Source organism: Micromonospora sp. NPDC049900, from assembly GCF_044461025.1.
Lineage (GTDB): Bacteria > Actinomycetota > Actinomycetes > Mycobacteriales > Micromonosporaceae > Micromonospora.
Genome location: NZ_JBITKM010000002.1, coordinates 148576 through 166292, shown reverse-complemented (window position 1 = coordinate 166292; position 17717 = coordinate 148576). Strand labels below are relative to the sequence as shown.

Here is a 17717-nt window from a genome sequence, read left to right as displayed (position 1 = left end):
TTCCTTACACCCAAAGCCTTACACCGAAAGCGAGCGGTACAGCTCTAGCGTCTGGCGCGCGATCGCGTCCCACGAGAAGTGCTCCACCGCGCGTCGGCGCCCGGCCCGGCCGAGTGCGGCGGCCCGCACCGGGTCGGCCAGCAGCGTGTTCAGCCGGTCCGCCAGGTCGGCCTCGAAGCGGGCCGGGTCCAGCGGGCGGCCCGAGCCGTCGGTGGCCTGGTCGATCGGGACCAGCAGCCCGGTCTCGCCGTCGGCGACCACCTCGGGGATGCCGCCGGTGGCGGTGGCGACCACGGCGGTCTCGCAGGCCATCGCCTCCAGGTTGACGATGCCCATCGGTTCGTACACCGACGGGCAGACGAAGATGGTGGCGTGGGTGAGCACCTGGATCACCTCGGACTTGGGCAGCATCTCGGCCACCCAGACCACTCCGGAGCGGCGCGACCGCAGCTCGGCGACCAGACCCTCCACCTCGGCGGCGATCTCCGGCGTGTCGGGTGCGCCGGCCAGCAGCACGAGCTGCGTCTCCGGCGGCAGTTCACGGGCGGCACGCAGCAGATGCGGCAGGCCCTTCTGATGGGTGATCCGCCCGACGTAGACCACGCTGGGCAGGGCGGGGTCGATGCCGAGTCGGGTCAGCACGTCGGTGCCCGGGTCGGGGGCGTACTGCGCGGTGTCGATGCCGTTGTAGATCACCTTGATCCGCTCCGGGTCCACCGACGGGTACGCGGCCAGCACGTCCCGGCCCATCCCGGCGCTGACCGCCACGACCGCGTCGGCGGATTCGTAGGCGGTGCGCTCGCACCAGGAGGAGAGCGCGTAGCCGCCGCCGAGCTGCTCGGCCTTCCACGGTCGCAGCGGCTCCAGGCTGTGCGCGGTCACCACGTGCGGCACCCCGTACAGCAGCTTCGCGGTGTGTCCGGCGAGATTGGCGTACCAGGTGTGGCTGTGCACCACGTCCGCGCCGGCACAGCCGGCGGCCATCTCCAGGTCCACACCCATGGTCCGCAGCGCGGCGTTCGTCCCGGCCAGCGCCGGCGGGTCCGCGTACGCCCGGACTCCCGGCTCGGTACGCGGCGCACCGAAGCAGTGCACCCGGACCTCGGTGATCCGGCGCAGCTCCCGGGCCAGGTACTCGACGTGGACCCCGGCACCGCCGTAGACCTCGGGCGGGTACTCCCGGGTGAGCAGGTCGACGCGAAGGGGGGCGGAGTCGGTCATGCCCGGCACCCTAGTGCAGAAGTGTGCCCGTACGAGTGGTGAAGCGGCACGGGGATGGATAGCGTCTGGTCATGGCTGCCAAGGTGCTCGCGATCGTCCTGGCCGGCGGAGAGGGCAAGCGCCTGATGCCGCTGACCACGGACCGGGCCAAGCCGGCCGTCCCGTTCGGCGGGATGTACCGCATGGTCGACTTCGTCCTCTCCAACCTGGCCAACGCCGGCTATCTGAAGATCGTCGTGCTGACCCAGTACAAGTCCCACTCCCTCGACCGGCACATCACCAAGACCTGGCGGATGTCGACGCTGCTGGGCAACTACGTGACGCCGGTGCCCGCGCAGCAGCGCCGGGGCCCCTGGTGGTTCGCCGGCTCCGCCGACGCGATCTACCAGAGCTTCAACCTGATCTACGACGAGCAGCCCGACTACGTGATCGTCTTCGGTGCCGACCACATCTACCGGATGGACCCCCGGCAGATGGTGGAGGACCACATCGCCTCCGGTGCCGGGGTCACGGTGGCCGGAATCCGGCAGCCGCTGCACACCGCCGACCAGTTCGGCGTGATCGAGGTCGGCGAGGACGGCCGACGGATCCGGGCCTTCCGGGAGAAGCCCACCGACGCGGTCGGGCTGCCCGACGCGCCCGACGAGATCTACGCCTCGATGGGCAACTACGTCTTCACCACCAGGGCGCTGATCGAGGCGGTGGAGCGCGACGCCGAGGACAAGACCAGCAAGCACGACATGGGCGGCAGCATCATCCCGATGCTGGTGGAGCGCGGCGAGGCCAACGTCTACGACTTCCGCGACAACGAGGTGCCGGGCAGCACCGACCGGGACCGGGGTTACTGGCGCGACGTGGGGACGCTCGACTCCTTCTACGACGCCCACATGGACCTGATCAACGTCCACCCGGTGTTCAACCTCTACAACTTCGACTGGCCGATCTACACCGAGCAGCCGCCGTACCCGCCGGCCAAGTTCGTGCACCAGTGGGGTGAGCGGGTCGGCCGGGCGGTCGCCTCGATGGTGTCGCCCGGCGCGGTGATCTCCGGCTCGCTGGTGGAGAACTCGATCGTCTCGCCGAAGGCCAAGGTGCACTCCTGGGCGCACGTGGACGGCGCGGTGCTGATGGAGGGCGTCGAGATCGGCCGGCACGCGGTGGTCCGCCGGGCCATCCTCGACAAGAACGTCTACGTGCCCGAGGGCGCGGAGATCGGCGTGGACCTGGAACGGGACCGGCAGCGCTACACCGTCTCGGACAACGGGATCGTGGTCATCGGCAAAGGACAGAAGGTGGAGCCATGAGTCACCCGCGCGCCGGTCAGCCGGCTCAGCCCGCCGACCTGGTCGACGTTCCGCGGCTGGTGACGGCCTACTACGCCGAGCATCCCGACCCGGCCGACCCGGCACAGCAGGTCTCCTTCGGCACCTCCGGGCATCGCGGGTCGAGCCTGCGCAACGCGTTCAACTCCGACCACATCCTGGCGGTCACCCAGGCGCTCTGTGACCACCGGCGGGAGCAGGGCGTCGACGGGCCACTGTTCCTGGGCCGGGACACCCACGCGTTGTCCACCCCGGCGGCCGTGGACGCCCTGGAGGTGCTCGCCGCCAACGAGGTCACCGTGCTGCTGGACAGCCGGGACGGCTACACCCCGACCCCGGCGGTCTCGCACGCCATCCTCACCCACAACCGGGGTCGCACCGGCGGGCTCGCCGACGGCATCGTGATCACCCCGTCGCACAACCCGCCGGACGACGGCGGGTTCAAGTACAACCCCACCCACGGCGGTCCGGCGGACTCGGACGTGACCCGATGGATCCAGGACCGCGCGAACGCGATCCTCGCCGCCGGGCTCAAGGAGGTGCGACGCATCCCGTACGCGCGGGCGCGCGCCGTCGACACCACCGGCACGTACGACTTCCTCGGCGCGTACGTGGACGACCTGCCGGCGGTGATCGACGTGGACGCGATCCGCGACGCCGGGGTGCGGATCGGTGCCGACCCGCTCGGCGGGGCCAGCGTCGACTACTGGGGCGAGATCGCCCAGCGGCACCGGTTGGAGTTGACCGTGGTCAACCCGACGGTGGATCCGACCTGGCGGTTCATGACCCTGGACGGCGACGGCAAGATCCGGATGGACTGTTCGTCGCCGAACGCGATGGCCTCGCTGATCGCGATGCGCGCCGACTACCAGGTGGCCACCGGCAACGACGCGGACGCCGACCGGCACGGCATCGTGACGCCGGACGCCGGTCTGATGAACCCCAACCACTACCTGGCGGTGGCGATCGCCCACCTGTTCCGGACCCGGGAACAGTGGGGTCCGGACGCGGCCGTCGGCAAGACCCTGGTCTCCTCGTCGATGATCGACCGGGTCGCTGTCGACCTCGGGCGTCCGTTGCTGGAGGTGCCGGTGGGCTTCAAGTGGTTCGTGCCCGGACTGCTCGACGGCGCGGTGGGCTTCGGCGGCGAGGAGAGCGCGGGCGCCTCGTTCCTGCGCCGCGACGGCGGGACGTGGACCACCGACAAGGACGGTCTGCTGCTCTGCCTGCTCGCCGCCGAGATCATCGCCACCACCGGCCGGACGCCCAGCGAGCACTGGGCCGAGTTGGCCGACCGGTTCGGCGCGCCCGCGTACGCCCGGATCGACGCCCCGGCCACCCGGGAGCAGAAGGCCGTGCTCGGCAAGCTCTCCCCGGAGCAGGTGCGCGCCACCGAGCTGGCCGGTGAGCCGATCACCGCCACGCTCACCGCCGCGCCCGGCAACGGCGCGCCGATCGGCGGGCTCAAGGTGACGACCGCCTCGGGTTGGTTCGCCGCCCGCCCGTCGGGCACCGAGGACGTCTACAAGATCTACGCCGAGTCGTTCCAGGGGCCCGAGCACCTGGCCCGGATCCAGCAGGAGGCGCGGGAACTGGTCACCGAGGTGCTGGCCGACTCCTGAGGGCTCGGCACCTGCCCGGCCCGGCTGCCGCCGGGTATCGGACAGCGGCCGGCGTCTGCCCGGCCCGGCTCGGGCCCGGCGTCGGACAGCGGGCGGCGCGTGACCGGTCCGTCGGCGTCGGGCAGTCGTGGACGCGTACGCCCGCGTGCCGTCACCCGGTGCGGGTGACGGCACGTCGGTGACGTGTCAGCGGGCCAGCGGGATGCCCGGCTGGCGTTCGCGGGACGTACCCGGCGAGACGCCGCAGAGCGCGGCGAGCTGGTCGACGATCAGGCCCGGGTCGCCGAACGGGTCGAGCGCACTGACCTCTAGTGGGTCGAGGGCCGGCACGGTCACGTGCGAGATCAGCGGGTGCAGTGGACGGTGGTCGGCCTCGCCGTGGCCGAGCAGGTCCTCGTGCAGCTTCTCGCCGGGGCGCAGTCCGGTGTAGACGACCTGCACCGGGCTGGCCGCCTGGGCGACCATCCGGCGGGCCAGGTCGTCGATGCGGACCGGCTCGCCCATGTCGAGCACCAGTGCCTCGCCGTCGCGCCCGATGCTGGCCGCCTGGAGGACCAGGTGCACCGCTTCCTGCACGGTCATCAGGTATCGCGTCACGTCGGGGTGCGTGACGGTCAACGGCTGCCCGGCCTCGATCTGCCGCTGGAAGGCGGTCACCACCGAGCCTCGGCTGCTGAGCACGTTGCCGAACCGGACGCTGAGGAAGGTGCCCGGGTGGGTCGCCGCCGCGTGGGCGGTGAGCATCTCGGTGAGGCGCTTGGAGTAGCCGAGCACGCTGATCGGGTTGGCGGCCTTGTCGGTGGAGATGTTGACGAAGCGGGCGACGTCCCGGCAGGCGTCCAGGACGGTGAGCGTGCCCCAGACGTTGGTCTTGATCGCCTCGCCGGGGTGCCGTTCCAGCAGGGTCAGGTGCTTGAGCGCGGCGGCGTGGAAGACGATCTCGGGTCGACGGTCCCGCATGATGCGCCGGATGCCCTCGTCGTCGCGCAGGTCGGCGAGGATGAGTTCCGGGCCGTCGAGCAGGGCCCGCCCGGTGAGTGACATCTGGAGGCTGTGCAGCGCGGACTCGTCCCGGTCGAGCATCATCAGCTCACCCGGGTTGGCGCGCATGATCTGCCGGCACAGTTCCGCGCCGATCGAGCCCCCCGCGCCGGTGACCAGGATCCGCCGACCGGCGAGGCCGTTGTCGTCGAGCGTGAGGTCGCCGACCACCTGACGGCGACCGAGCAGGTCGCTGATCTGTACGTCGCGGACGTCGCTGACCCTGATCCGGTGGTCCACCAGCTCCCGGACCGGTGGGATGATCTTGAAGGCGGCACCGGTGCGGAGGGTGATCTCCCGGATCTCCCGGATCAGGGTCGCGTCGGCGTTCGCCACCGAGAAGATCAGTGTGGTCGCGCCGGTGCGGCGGACGGCCTCGGCGAGTTGCTTCCGGCCGCCGAGCACCGGGACCCCGGCGATGCGCAGGTCGCGCCGCTCCGGGTCGTCGTCCAGCGCGCCGACCGGCAGGTAGCGTCCCTTCGGGTCGCCGAGCATGGCCCGGACCAGCCCCTGACCGGCCTCGCCCAGACCGAACAGGAGCACCGGGGTGGCGGATCGGGCGTCCGGACGCATGGCGCGGTCGCGGCGGTGCCGGTGCAGCAGGCGGGAGCAGAGCATGAACAGCAGCGCCAGCGCGCCGCCGACCACCGGGGTGCTGGCCGGGATCGGGCGCTCGCCGAAGGCGAGCAGGGCGAGCAGCGCCAGGGCGGCCGTGGTGGCGGTCGTGCCGGCGAGCCCGCGAACCTCCTCGATGGTGCCCAACGGCTGCCGGCCGGAGTAGATCCGTCGCAGTGCGCTGATCCCGACGTGCAGCACGGCGGTGGCGGCACCGAGCAGCATCACGTCGGTGGCCTTGTCCGCGGTGGGCACCTGTTCGTAGCGGGCCCAGCCGGCCACGGTGAAGCCGCCGACCCAGGCGAGGGCGTCGGCGGCCAGGAAGACGGCGGTGCGGCGTCGGTTCACTCTGTTCCGGTCCTGGGGCGTCGGCGTTATCTCGGGTGGCATGACGATCTCCCCTGTCCTGTCCGTGGCCGGTGAAGACCCACATCGGGTCTGGGGCCACGCACGTCCCCTAACTGCTTAGCGGAATTAAGGTCGTCCGATTCCCGTTTTCACGTTTCTCTGGCCGGTCGTTCATTTCCGGAAGTGTGAACAATTGTCGCGTGCAGGGGGGCGAGGGACGTTCTCCGAATGCGCAGACGTCGAATTCAGGCCGTCGGTGGTATCCGGCGGTCGAGACGTGAACGCAACTCCTCGGGGAGCAGCTCGCGCAGTTGCTCGGGCAGCAGCGGCAGGTCCAGCAGGCTCAACTTGAGCTGGCTGCGCTCCTGGAAGCGGCCCGGGTCGAGGCGCACCACCAGGCCCGCGTCGTGCCGGTAGCGGATGTCGACCGCGCCGGAGGTCGACCTCTCGCGGATCAGCAGCCCGTCGACCTCCACCGCGACCGGCCCGGAACCGGGCCGCAGCTCCAGCCGGACGTTCTCGTCGGGGGAGAGCACCACGGCCCGGGAGATGCCGGACATCGGCGCGCTCGGGGTCACCACCACCGCCCGGGTGGCCGGGGAGATCAGCGGCCCGCCCGCCGCGTAGCTGTACGCGGTCGACCCGGCAGGCGTGCTGACCACCACCGCGTCGCAGCGGTAGTAGCCGTACCGGCGGCCGTCCACGGCCAGGGTGGCGGTGACGAATCCCTGGCCGGGCGCACGGATCAGCGCGATGTCGTTGAACGCCACCACGTCGTCGCCGCACACGTCGCAGGCCAGGCAACTGTGTCCCGCCACGGTGTAGTCCCGGGTCAGCAGCCGGTCCAGCGCCGCCGGCACCTCCGGCGGCTCCACCTCGACCAGGAACCCGACCTTGCCCAGGTGCACGCCGAGCACCGGCTTGGGGTCGTTCACGGCCATCCGGAGCGCGCCCAGCATGGTGCCGTCCCCGCCGATGCTGACCAGCACGTCGGAGCGGGCGACGAGGTCCGCCGTCGGCATCGCCTGGACCGACTCGGGGACCCGGTGGCGGTCCTCGACGCGTACCGCCAGGGTGGCGTCGTGCCGGACGGCCCAGGCCGCGATGGTGTCCACCACGGGCGAGGTGTCCCGGGTGGGATGGAGCACCAGCCCGAGCCGGATTCGGTCCATGTGGCCAGCTCACCACAGTCCGGTCGCCCGCACGGTGCCTACCGGCCGGCGTCCGTCAATTGCGTGTGCCGGATTCTGATCGAGCGCGACGTGACGACTATTCACGAATTCGGCTCGCGGTGCCCTTTGTTCGGCATTCGTCGACCACGATGCTATTTTGGCTATTCCTTCTCGACCCGATCCGATATTGCGGAGGCCGATATATGAGTGATGAGCCGGGCCAGGTTCGCGTTCGGGAAGCGACGTGTCCACCGCCCGGTCGGCAACCGGCGGGTCACGGCCCGACCGGGCGTCGCCCCGCCGCGTCGGCGCGCCGTCGGGTCGCCCTGGTGACCCACGGGCTGCACCGCAACGGCGGGGTGGGTTCGGTGGTCAACTGGCTGTACGAGGGGTTGACGGACACCGGCCGGTACGCCGTGGACGTGCACGACCTGGCGACGTCCGTCCGGGACGCCGGCAGCCGCCGGTTGCTCGCGCCCCGGTCCTGGCGGCGCGCCAGCCTGCTGCGGCCGTCCGACACGGTGCCGCACGAGCGGTACTGGGGCGCCAACGCGGTCGAGGTGGAGGTCATGCGGTACCGGCCTCGGCAGGAACTGACCAGGGCGTTGGCGGGATACGACTGCATCCAGGTCGTCTGCGGCACCCCCGCCTGGGCGGCTCCGGTGCTCTCCGCCGGTCCGCCGGTCGTGGTGCAGATGGCGACGCTCGTCGCGTGGGAACGGGCGCACCGTCCACTGCGGGCCTGGCACCCGGCTGACCTCTGGCGGGCGGCGATGACCCGGCTCACCTCCCGGATCGAGCGGTCGGCGCTCGGCGCGGCGGACGCGGTCCTGGTCGAGAACCACGTGATCCTCGACTGGGCGGTGTCGCTCGGACTGTCGGGCGTCCTGCTCGCGCCGCCCGGCGTGGACACCGCCCGGTTCACACCGTCGCCGTCCGGCTGGCGCGCCGACGGATACCTGCTCTCGGTCTGCCGGCTCGGCGATCCACGCAAGGGGCTCGACCGGATGGTCCGCGCCTACGCCGAGGCCCTGCGACGTCGCCCGGACCTGCCGCCGCTCGTCCTCGCCGGCAAGGGGCGGCTCGCACCGGGTGTGACGGACCTGGTCGCGCAACTCGGGCTCGGTGAGCGGGTCCGAGTACGCCCCGACGTCCCGGCCGACGACCTGGTCGAGTTGTTCCGAGGCGCGTCCGTCTTCCTCCAGACCTCCTACGAGGAGGGCCTCGGTCTCTCGGCCGTGGAGGCGATGGCCTGTGGTCTGCCGACGGTGCTCACGGCCACCCACGGGGCCGTCGAGTGCGTCGCCGACGGGCGGACCGGCTGGTTGGTTCCCCTGGAGCCCGCCGACGAGGTGAGCGCGACCGTCGCGGCGCGGATCCTGGACATCCTGGACGTCTCCGGCCCGGCGATGGCGGAGGCCGCCCGTCGACGCTGCGAGTGCCTCTTCTCCCGTTCTGCGGCGCTGTCCCGATTCACCGACACCTACGATCGACTGCTCGCCGACCGGACGGCCGACCGGTGACGTGCGCGACGTCGTACCGCGTGGCCGAGGCTCGACCAGCGACCCCGGCACCACCGGACACGACGAGGGCCCCACGGGGCCGCCGCCGCAGACTGCCCCGGCTGAACTGGCTGCTGCAACTCTTTCCGGTGAGCACGATGGTGTCGGCCCCGTACGCGGTGCTCGTCGTCCCGATGGCGGTACTCAACGGCAATCCGGACCTGGGCTTCATCGTCATGCTGCTGGCCCTGGCGCTGCCGGGGTGCGTACTCGTCGAGCTGGCCTTCCTGCGACGGGTGGGCCGACGCGGCGAGTGGCAACGCGGCCTGGCCGAGGCCAGCGCCGGTCACCCCCACCTGTTCACGATCGCCCGCGCGGTCACGCTGGTCAGTGTCACCGCCGACCTGGCCGGTGCCTGGGCCGGCCGCGGCACGATCTTCACCCAGCTCACCGGCGAGGTGGTGACGTCACCGACGGCCATGCTCAGCTCCCTGTTCATGGGCTGGCGATACCTCGCCTTCGCCCTGCTGGCCGCGAGCCTGCTCGCCGGGCAGGCGGGCCGGTTGGCCTGCCTGCGCTGGACGGCCTACCTCATCGGCGCGCAGGTGGTGGTGGCGATGGCCACCGCGTTGACCGCTCCCGTGATGGGCTACCTCTCCTTCGTGGTGGCGCTGGCGGCCCTCTGCGGGTTGCTGCACACCCGGTTCGTGGTGATCGCCGTCATCGCGCTGTTCCTGATCTGGCCGACGGTGTACGCCGCCCGCAACGAGATCCGGGTCGACGGTGGCGTGGCGGTCGACGAGGAGGTCACCTCCGGCGACCGGCTCCGTTTCGACCTACAGGTGACGCGCGCCAGCGAGTACGACGTGCCGGTCGACATCGAGCGCCCCGGCGTGTCCCAGATCGTGCGGTACGGGCTGGTGCCCCGGGCACTCGACCCGGACCGGCCGGCCCTGTCGACCGGCACGCGGATCAACGAGTACCTCGGCGGAACGTCGACGTCCGCGTACACCTTCCTCGCGCTCGGCACGATCTACTTCCTCGACGGTCCGTGGGGCGTGGTGCTGTTCTACACCGGTTGGGCCCTCGTCGGGGTCCTGCTGCTGCGGGCCGGCGGTCCACCGGGACCGGTCCGCCTCGCGCTCTTCGGGTTCGCGGTCGCCAGCCCACTGATGTGGTCGAAGGTCTATCCGGAGTCCATGATCTCGTTCGTGCAGTTCTGCGTCGCCGCGCTGCCGGTGTTGCTGCTCCTGCGACTGACCCGGCACCGGGTGCCGACGCCGGCACCGCCGCGGCCCATCCGGTTCCCGACATGACGACCCGGGCGGCGCCGCGCACCGGCCCGTCGGTGGCGAGCGAGATCCCCCGGGCGGGCGGTCGGCGGGCGTTCGTCCGACGTACGGTGGCGGCGCTGTCGGTGAACGGGCTGTCGAGCGTGGGCAACCTGATGGTCTCGGTCTCCGTCGCGCGGAGTGAGTCACTGTCGAGACTGGGGCAGTTCGCCCTGGCATTCTCGATCTACGTACTGGTCATCGGTCTGGTGCGGACGGCGGTCACCGAGTCGGTGTTGGCCGCGCGGGCCGGCCCGGCCCGGCCCGAGATCGCGTGGGGGGCCCGCCGCGCCTGCACCGTCGCCGTCGGGTCCGGGTTGCTCGCGGCGGCCACCGGGGTGGTGGTCGGCGCCGACTACCTCACCGTGGTCGGCCTGGCCCTGCCCGGCCTGGTGGTCTACGACTACGTCAAGGCCATCAGCATCGGTGTCGGCGGCACCCGGGTCGCGCTGGCCCAGGAGTGCGCCTGGCTGGGCTGCACCGCTCTGGCCGTCGGGGCGGCCGTGGTCGGGTCGGTGCCGCCGGTGATGATCTTCGTCGGCTGGGCGGTCTCCGGTGCGGTCATCGGTGTCGTGGCCGCCCTGCGGCTGCGCTACGGCGTGGTGCCCGGCTGGGGGCTCGACCGTGCTGGCACCCGCGTGGCCGCCTCCTTCGCCGCGCAGTTCCTGGTCACCACCGGTTCGGCCCAACTGGCCCTGAGCGGTCTGGCCGCGACGGCGGGGGTGGCCGTGGTCGGCGCCCTCGGCGCGGCCCGAACGGTCTTCGGCCCGGTGACGCTGCTGATGACGACGCTCTCCTCGCTGATCGTCCCGTACCTGGCCCAGGCACGTCCGGAGACGGCACGCGCCCGGATGCGGGTGGCCGGTTCGGTCATCGCGGTGACCGGCGGCGTGGTGCTCCCACTGGTGCTGGCGGTGTGCCTGTTGCCGGACGACGTCGGCCGGGCCGTGCTGGGCGACAACTGGGACGCGGCCCGTCCGCTGCTGCCGCTGCTCTCCGTCGAGGCGTTGCTGGCCCCCGTCGCCCTCGTCGCCTTCGCCGGGCACCGCGTCGCCCACGCCGGTGGACGTGCCTTGGCGATCGGTGTGGTCCTCGGGCCGGTGCGGATCGCGACGATCGTCGCGGGTGGTGTTCTGTTCGGAGCCGGTGGCGCAGCAGGCGCACTGGCCGTACTCGCCCTGGTCAGCGCCGGTTGCTGGTGGTTCAGCTATCTGAAGCTGGGCGGGCGGAGGGGAGTTGTGCGGTGACCCGTGCCGTCGGACTGGTCTGCCTCGGTGAGGCCGGCAATTTCGGTGACGACCTGATCCTGATCGCCGCGGTGGCCGCCGCCACCGACGTGGAAGAGGAGACCGAGGTCCGGTACCTCAGCTTCGGTCGTCCCATCGACTGGGCGGCGATCTCGGCCCGGCTCGGTGCGCCACTGCGTCCCCGGCCGGTCCGCCCCGGACGGGACCTGCCCGGCTCCCGCCGCAGCGAACTGAGCTTCCAGGGCTGCCGCGCCGTGCTGTTCGGCGGCGGTGGCCTGCTCCAGACCAGCCATCACCCGCACACTCCCTACCGGTGGCTGAGCTTCCTGCCGGGACACCTGCCGGCGGTGCCGGTGCTCGCTGTGGGGCTCGGTCTCGGCCCGCTCAGCGCGGACTGGGAACGTCGGCTGCGGGCCCTCGGGTCCCCGTTCGACGAGTGCTACCTGCGCGACGGCGACTCGGTGACCCTGGCGGAGCAGCGGCTGGGGTGGCGGGCCCGGCGCTGCCGGGACTTCGTCGACCGGACCTTCCTCGACGGGCTGGGGGTACGTCCCGCAGCGGCCGGGCGCGACCGGCCGGAGGTGCTGGGGGTGGCGCTGCGGCGGTGGCCGGGGCTGGACGTGACCGACACCGCCCGCCACGTGGCCCGGGTCGCCGAGCGGTACGGCGTCGACGCGGTGCGCCTCTTCGTCCTGGAGGCGGGGGCCGGTGGACCCGATGTGACCTTCACCGAACAGGTGTGCCGGCAACTGGCCGGCGGTGACGCGACGGTGTTGCCGTACGAGGGCGTGGACCTGCTCGACTTCGCCGCCGCGATGGCGGAGTGCACGGTCGCCGTCTCGATGAAGCTGCACTCCAGCGCGCTCTGGGCGGCCCTGGACGTGCCGATCCTGCCGATCTCGTACGCGCCGAAGACGGCGGCCTTCTTCGACCAGCCCTTCGACGGGCTGCGGATCTACGACCGGGTGCTGCCCCCCGCCGTCGACGACGACGTGGTGCCACGGGCGGCCGAGGTGGTCGGACCGTGGTTGCGGCGGGCACTCGCCGGCCAGGTGCCCGTCACGCGCGCGATGCTGAGCGCCGGGGACCGGCTGAGGTTCCAGACCTCCGGCACGGCGGTCAACATCTACCGGCGGCTCGGTCGTACGGTCCGGGGCACGATCGGCGCCGGCTCGCGGTAGCCCGGCGCCGACCGTCCCGGCCGGAGGCGGGTGCTCAGTCCCCCCACGGGCGGCGCACGTCCCCTAGCGCTGTGCCGGCGGTGTGTGTCGCCTGGTATCTATTGCGTTGTTCGGGGTTTCGGATTGCGTTCTGCACAAACTGTTCGGAAGGTGTCGCCTCCTGCGTCCGGCAGTCACCGCAGAAGCGCTCGATCGTTGGGCCAATCAGTCCTGTGCTGCCGGCGAGGAGCGAAGATGGTCAACGACACCACCCCCGTGTCGCAATTTCGAGAGGGACTCTCGGAATATGACGAGAAGCAATTCCGCGTTCTCGTGACGGCGGAGTACTTCGTTCCCGGTTGGCGTGCCGGCGGCCCGGTCCGCTCGATCTCGGACGTGCTCGCGAAAGCCAGCGACGACATCGAGACGACCATGTTGACCCGTGACCACGACCTCGGTTCGCGCGATCCCTATCCCGGTCTCTCCGGTCGGTGGGCGCGATTCGGCCGGACCAGCATCTTCTACCTCGGGGTACGCCGTCCGGCGCACTGGCGGCAACTCTGGCGCGCGCTGCGCACGGTCCGGTTCGACCTGCTCTACGTCAACAGCGTCTGGTCGACCTTCTCCATCCTGCCCATCGTCGCGGCCCGGCTCGGCCTGCTGCGGGTGCGGCGCGTGCTGGTGGCGCCCCGGGGCGAGTTCGGGTCGGCCGCGCTGCGGCTGCACGGCCTGCGCAAGCGGATCTTCCTGGCCGGCTGGCGGTGGATGCTCGCCCAGCCCCGGGTGCTGTGGCACGCCACCACTCCGGCCGAGGCCGCCGACATCCGGCGGGTGCTGCCCCGGGCCCGGATCGGGGTGGTCGCCGTCGCCAGCGGTCCCGAGCCGGATCCGGAGCCGGTCACGCTGCCGCCGACCGCGCAGGCGCGGCTGGTCTTCATCGGACGGATCTCCCCGATGAAGAACCTCGACCTGGTGCTCCGCGCGCTCGCCCACGTGCCGGTGCCGGTCCGGTTGGACGTGTACGGCCCGGTGGAGGACCCGGGGTACTGGCGACGGTGCCAGGAACTGATCGCGGCCCTGCCCGAGCAGGCCACCGTCGCCTATCGCGGCGAGCTGCACCCCGACCACGTCCGCGAGACCTTCTCCCGGTACGAGGCGTTCGTGCTGCCGACCCGGGGCGAGAACTTCGGCAACGCCATCGCGGAGAGCCTGTCGGCGTACTGCCCGGTGATCTGTTCCGACCGCACCCCCTGGACCGGCGTGCTGCGCGACGGTGGCGGGCTGGTGTTGACCGATCTGACCCCGTCGGCCCTGGGCGCACTGGTCACCGAGGTCGCCACGGCCGCACCGGAGCAGCGGCACGCGGCCCGGGTGGCCGCCGGTGCGGCGTACCGGCGCTGGCGGGCGAGCCTGACCCGGGTCAGCGTGCTCGACCAGGCCCGGCACGTGATCCGCGACCCGGCGTACCGGGTGCCCCCGCAGGGGCGTACGTCCTGAACCGGTGGGCCGCACCGTCCACCGGAAGACCGCTGTGAGGAGAATGCCCGTGACCCGGGTGATGACCGTCGTCGGGACCAGGCCGGAGATCATCCGGCTGGCCCGGGTGATCGACGCGCTGGACCGGACCGTGGAGCACACGTTGGTGCACACGGGACAGAACTGGGACCCGGCCCTGTCCGACATCTTCTTCACCGAGCTGGGGGTCCGCGCGCCGGACCGGTTCCTGCGTGCGGACACCAGCTCGCTCGGCACCCTGCTCGGCGCAGTCCTGGTCGGCACCGAGGCCGCGATCGCCGAGACCCGTCCGGACGCGCTGCTGGTGCTCGGTGACACCAACAGCGCGATCTCGGCGCTGATGGCCCGACGGATGAAGGTGCCGGTGTACCACATGGAGGCCGGCAACCGCTGCTTCGACCTGAACGTGCCGGAGGAGACGAACCGGCGCATGGTCGACCACGTCGCCGACTTCAACCTGGTCTACTCCGAGCACGCCCGGCGCAACCTGCTCGCCGAGGGCCTGCACCCCCGGCGGATCCTGCACACCGGCTCGCCCATGCGCGAGGTGCTGGACCACTACCGGCCGCAGATCGACGCCTCGACCGTGCTGGCGCGGCTCGACCTGGAGCCCGGTGGCTATGTCGTGGTCAGCGCCCACCGGGAGGAGAACGTCGACCACCCGGACCGGCTCCGCCGGCTGCTGGACTGTCTCTGCGCGGTACGCGACGAGTGGGGCCTGCCGCTGCTGGTCTCCACCCATCCGCGCACTCGCAAGCGGTTGGAGTCCCTCGCCGTGGACGGTACGCGGCTGGAGGCCATCGCCTTCCACGAGCCGTTCGGCTTCTTCGACTACGTCACCCTGCAACGGCACGCCCGGTGCACGCTCTCGGACAGCGGCACGGTCAGCGAGGAGTCGGCGATCCTCGGCTTCCCGGCGGTGACCCTGCGCGAGTCGATCGAGCGCCCCGAGGCGCTGGACACCGGGTCGATCGTGATGACCGGCCTGGACCCGGCCGGGGTGGTGGAGGCGGTCCGGGTGGTGGTGGCGCAGGCCGCCGCCGGTGCCGCCGGCTGTCCGCTGGACTACCAGGTCCCGGACACCTCACGCCGGGTGGTCGACTTCATCCTGTCGACCGTGCGCCGTCATCACGACTGGGCGGGCATCCGGCACTGAGGACGGCGGCGGTGGTGCCGACCATCACGCCCTCGGCGAGGCGGCAGTGGCCGGAGACGGCGGCCAGCGGGTTGACCGACACGTAGTCGCCCAGCACCGCGTCGTGCCGTGCAGTTCTGGTTGAGGGGTACGTGGCGGCCGAGGACCACGTCGGTCGTCACGCGCGCCACCGGCGGCGAACACGCCCTCGCCGACCACGCAGTCCGCACCGATCTCGGCGTCCGGGTGGATCACCGTGGCGGCGGGCAGTCCGTAGTGGGAGATGGCGCGACGTCCGGCTCGGTGGGGTAGTCGTCGACGAATCCGCGCACCCGCCATCGGGGTTCGCGGGACATCGGCGTGTTGAGTAGACAAATTACCCGATACGCCTCACGGCCCATTCCGCCGACTCCTACGATCACTACGTCGGTCGTCACCCGTGGCTCCCTCGTCCGGGGAGAACGCCGGTCGCTCTCCGCCATCCGAGCCGCCCCGGAGCGTCGATGGTGACGGTCGCGCCGACACCGGTCCGCAGGCCCCACCTCCGCACCGGCGGGCGCGGCTGTGGCCTGCGGTGACGGACGCCCGCTTCCTGAAGGTGAGCCACACAGTGAACGAGCTGGTGAGGACCCGTCCGCCCGTCGCCGGTACGCACCGGTCGGCGTCGCGGTCCGCCGTCGAGTCGGACGGCTACCGGGTCGTCGCGACCGCCGGTGTGTTCGAGCCCGGCTTCCGGGGCGGCGGGCCGATCCGTTCGCTGCGCTACATCCTGGACACCCTGCCGGACGACCTCGACGTCACCCTGGTCACCCGGGATCGTGACCTGCACTCACCGGCGTCCTACCCGGGGCTGTCCGGGCGGTTGCTGCGCCGCGACGCCCGCTCGGCCGTGTTCTACCTCGACCCGTTCGCGCTCCGGCACTGGGCGCGGCTGCTGCGGCACGTCCGCTCCCGACCGGTCGACCTGCTCTACGTCAACAGCCTCTGGTCGCCGTTCTCGGTGGTGTCGATCCTCGCGGTCGCCTCGGGCGTGCTGCGCGCCGGGGCGATCCTGCTCGCGCCGCGCGGGGAACTGGCTCCGGCCGCCCTGGACATCAGGTCCCGCAAGAAGCGACTGTTCCTGTCGGTGTGGGCACCGCTGCTGCGTCGGCTCGGCGTGCGCTGGCAGGCGTGCAGCCGGCGGGAGGAGGAGCAGATCCGGGCGGCCGTGCCGTGGGCCCGGGTGATGGTCAACGGCAACGAGTGCGCCGTGCCGGAGGATCCCGCCCCGCCCGCCGAGCCGCGCGAGGGGCCGCTGCGGCTGGTCTTCGTGGGCCGGATCTCGCCGATTAAGAACCTGGTCACGGCGCTGGAGGCGGTGGCCGGTACGACCCGGCCGGTCGAGTTCGACATCTTCGGGCCGGTGGAGGACGAGGCGTACTGGGCGCGGTGTCGCGGGATCGTCGAGTCGATGCCCGAGCACGTCCGGGTCGCCTACCGGGGCGAACTCCCGGCGGGGCAGGTGCTTGCGACCTTCGGCCGGTACGACGCGTTCCTCTTCCCGACGCTGGGCGAGAACTACGGTCACGTGATCGTCGAGAGCCTGGCCGCCGGCTGCCCGGTGATCTGCTCCGACGAGACACCGTTCAGCGAGCTGATCACGCAGGCCGGGGGAGCGGTGGTGCGCCCCGCCACGGCCGCCGGGTTCAGCACGGTGCTCGACCGGCTCGCCGACCGCCCGGTCGCCGAGCGCGCCGAGGCGAAACGGGTCGCCGCCCGGCGGTACCGGATCTGGCGGCGACAGAGCCGGGAACTCAACGTGCTGGAGCACGCCCGCCGGTTCTGCCGCTGACCGTCGACCCGCCGGAGGTCCGTCACCCGTACCCCGGGCGGATCGTTGCGGGAGGTGTCCGGCGGTGCGGGCACGCCGGCCCGTCGCCGCGTACTTCGTCAGGTGAGGACGTCAGGTGTCTCGTCGCGTTCGTACCATGGTCCAGCGGGTGCGCGACCATCTCGCCGCCACCCGCGACCCGGAGGCGTTCGCCCGTTCGCTCGGGGTGAACCTGACCGGCCGGGTCCGGTTCTATGGGATCAGCCGGGCGATGTTCGGCTCGGAGCCCTGGCTGATCACCCTCGGCGACAACGTCTTCATCACCTCCGAGGTCCAGTTCGTCACGCACGACGGCGGCACGCTGATCCTCCGTAAGGAACACCCGGACCTGGACTGGACCGCGCCGATCGTCGTCGGCGACGACGTCTACATCGGGATGCGGTCGATGATCCTGGCGGGCGTCACCATCGGCAACCGGTGCGTGATCGGGGCGGGCTCGATCGTCACCCGGGACATCCCGGACAACACCGTGGCCGCCGGGGTGCCGGCGCGACCGTTGCGCACCACCGACGAGTACCTCGCGCGGTTGCAGGCCAAGTCGTTGGGGATCGGCCACCTGCCGGTGCCGGCCAAGCACGAGGCGATGAAGCGGATCTACGGGGTGACCACGGCCTGA

The 17717-nt window shown here is 71.8% G+C and carries 13 protein-coding genes; 10 read left to right on the top strand and 3 right to left on the bottom strand.

Annotated features, from left to right (window positions below):
* Positions 1-18: 18 nt before the first annotated feature.
* Positions 19-1221 (bottom strand): glycogen synthase, encoded by a 1203-nt coding sequence (gene glgA, locus ACIBMZ_RS05280; RefSeq protein WP_396691292.1) that lies wholly within the window; start codon positions 1219-1221, stop codon positions 19-21.
* A gap of 71 nt (positions 1222-1292) precedes the next feature.
* On the opposite strand from glgA, the gene glgC reads away from it, so the two are divergent.
* Positions 1293-2525, top strand: a complete 1233-nt coding sequence (glgC, locus tag ACIBMZ_RS05275) for a glucose-1-phosphate adenylyltransferase (RefSeq protein ID WP_350695255.1) — start codon at positions 1293-1295, stop codon at positions 2523-2525.
* Positions 2522-4165: a phosphoglucomutase (alpha-D-glucose-1,6-bisphosphate-dependent) gene (gene pgm, locus ACIBMZ_RS05270; protein ID WP_396691290.1), complete on the top strand. Its 1644-nt coding sequence runs from the start codon at positions 2522-2524 to the stop codon at positions 4163-4165. The genes glgC and pgm overlap by 4 nt, the downstream gene beginning before the upstream one ends.
* Before the next feature lie 186 nt (positions 4166-4351).
* Here the strand turns inward: pgm and ACIBMZ_RS05265 are convergent, their stop codons facing one another.
* Together ACIBMZ_RS05265 and ACIBMZ_RS05260 are read right to left on the bottom strand one after the other, a co-directional pair.
* The gene (locus ACIBMZ_RS05265) at positions 4352-6211 is read right to left on the bottom strand and encodes a polysaccharide biosynthesis protein (protein ID WP_396691288.1); all 1860 of its coding nucleotides are present in this window, start codon (positions 6209-6211) and stop codon (positions 4352-4354) included.
* A gap of 203 nt (positions 6212-6414) precedes the next feature.
* The gene (locus ACIBMZ_RS05260) at positions 6415-7341 is read right to left on the bottom strand and encodes an NAD(+)/NADH kinase (RefSeq protein WP_396691287.1); all 927 of its coding nucleotides are present in this window, start codon (positions 7339-7341) and stop codon (positions 6415-6417) included.
* A gap of 329 nt (positions 7342-7670) precedes the next feature.
* Here ACIBMZ_RS05260 and ACIBMZ_RS05255 point away from each other — a divergent pair, with 329 nt between their 5' ends.
* From ACIBMZ_RS05255 to ACIBMZ_RS05220, 8 genes are all read left to right on the top strand, one after another.
* Entirely contained in the window at positions 7671-8864 is a 1194-nt protein-coding gene (locus tag ACIBMZ_RS05255; RefSeq protein WP_396691285.1) for a glycosyltransferase, read from the top strand.
* 128 nt (positions 8865-8992) lie between these two features.
* On the top strand, positions 8993-10159 hold the full coding sequence (locus ACIBMZ_RS05250; protein ID WP_396691283.1) for a hypothetical protein: 1167 nt from the start codon (positions 8993-8995) through the stop codon (positions 10157-10159).
* Positions 10156-11421 carry a hypothetical protein gene (locus tag ACIBMZ_RS05245; RefSeq protein ID WP_396691281.1) on the top strand — a complete coding sequence of 422 codons (1266 nt, stop codon included), beginning with the start codon at positions 10156-10158 and terminating at the stop codon, positions 11419-11421. The genes ACIBMZ_RS05250 and ACIBMZ_RS05245 overlap by 4 nt, the downstream gene beginning before the upstream one ends.
* On the top strand, positions 11418-12602 hold the full coding sequence (locus tag ACIBMZ_RS05240) for a polysaccharide pyruvyl transferase family protein (protein ID WP_396691279.1): 1185 nt from the start codon (positions 11418-11420) through the stop codon (positions 12600-12602). The genes ACIBMZ_RS05245 and ACIBMZ_RS05240 overlap by 4 nt, the downstream gene beginning before the upstream one ends.
* A 234-nt stretch (positions 12603-12836) precedes the next feature.
* Entirely contained in the window at positions 12837-14078 is a 1242-nt protein-coding gene (locus ACIBMZ_RS05235; protein ID WP_396691278.1) for a glycosyltransferase, read from the top strand.
* 49 nt (positions 14079-14127) lie between these two features.
* On the top strand, positions 14128-15252 hold the full coding sequence (gene wecB / locus ACIBMZ_RS05230) for a non-hydrolyzing UDP-N-acetylglucosamine 2-epimerase (protein ID WP_396691276.1): 1125 nt from the start codon (positions 14128-14130) through the stop codon (positions 15250-15252).
* A gap of 589 nt (positions 15253-15841) precedes the next feature.
* A complete protein-coding gene (locus ACIBMZ_RS05225) occupies positions 15842-17062 on the top strand; it encodes a glycosyltransferase (RefSeq protein ID WP_396691274.1) in 1221 nt (406 codons plus the stop codon).
* Positions 17063-17210: 148 nt separating this feature from the next.
* Entirely contained in the window at positions 17211-17717 is a 507-nt protein-coding gene (locus ACIBMZ_RS05220; protein ID WP_350695239.1) for an acyltransferase, read from the top strand.

Excerpts from the sequence above, each read along its gene's own strand:
- pgm (WP_396691290.1), top strand. The coding sequence starts at position 2,522 with ATGAGTCACCCGCGCGCCGGTCAGCCGGCTCAGCCCGCCGACCTGGTC.
- ACIBMZ_RS05245 (WP_396691281.1), top strand. The coding sequence starts at position 10,156 with ATGACGACCCGGGCGGCGCCGCGCACCGGCCCGTCGGTGGCGAGCGAG.
- glgC (WP_350695255.1), top strand. The coding sequence starts at position 1,293 with ATGGCTGCCAAGGTGCTCGCGATCGTCCTGGCCGGCGGAGAGGGCAAG.
- glgA (WP_396691292.1), bottom strand. The coding sequence starts at position 1,221 with ATGACCGACTCCGCCCCCCTTCGCGTCGACCTGCTCACCCGGGAGTAC.
- ACIBMZ_RS05235 (WP_396691278.1), top strand. The coding sequence starts at position 12,837 with ATGGTCAACGACACCACCCCCGTGTCGCAATTTCGAGAGGGACTCTCG.
- ACIBMZ_RS05265 (WP_396691288.1), bottom strand. The coding sequence starts at position 6,211 with ATGCCACCCGAGATAACGCCGACGCCCCAGGACCGGAACAGAGTGAAC.
- ACIBMZ_RS05260 (WP_396691287.1), bottom strand. The coding sequence starts at position 7,341 with ATGGACCGAATCCGGCTCGGGCTGGTGCTCCATCCCACCCGGGACACC.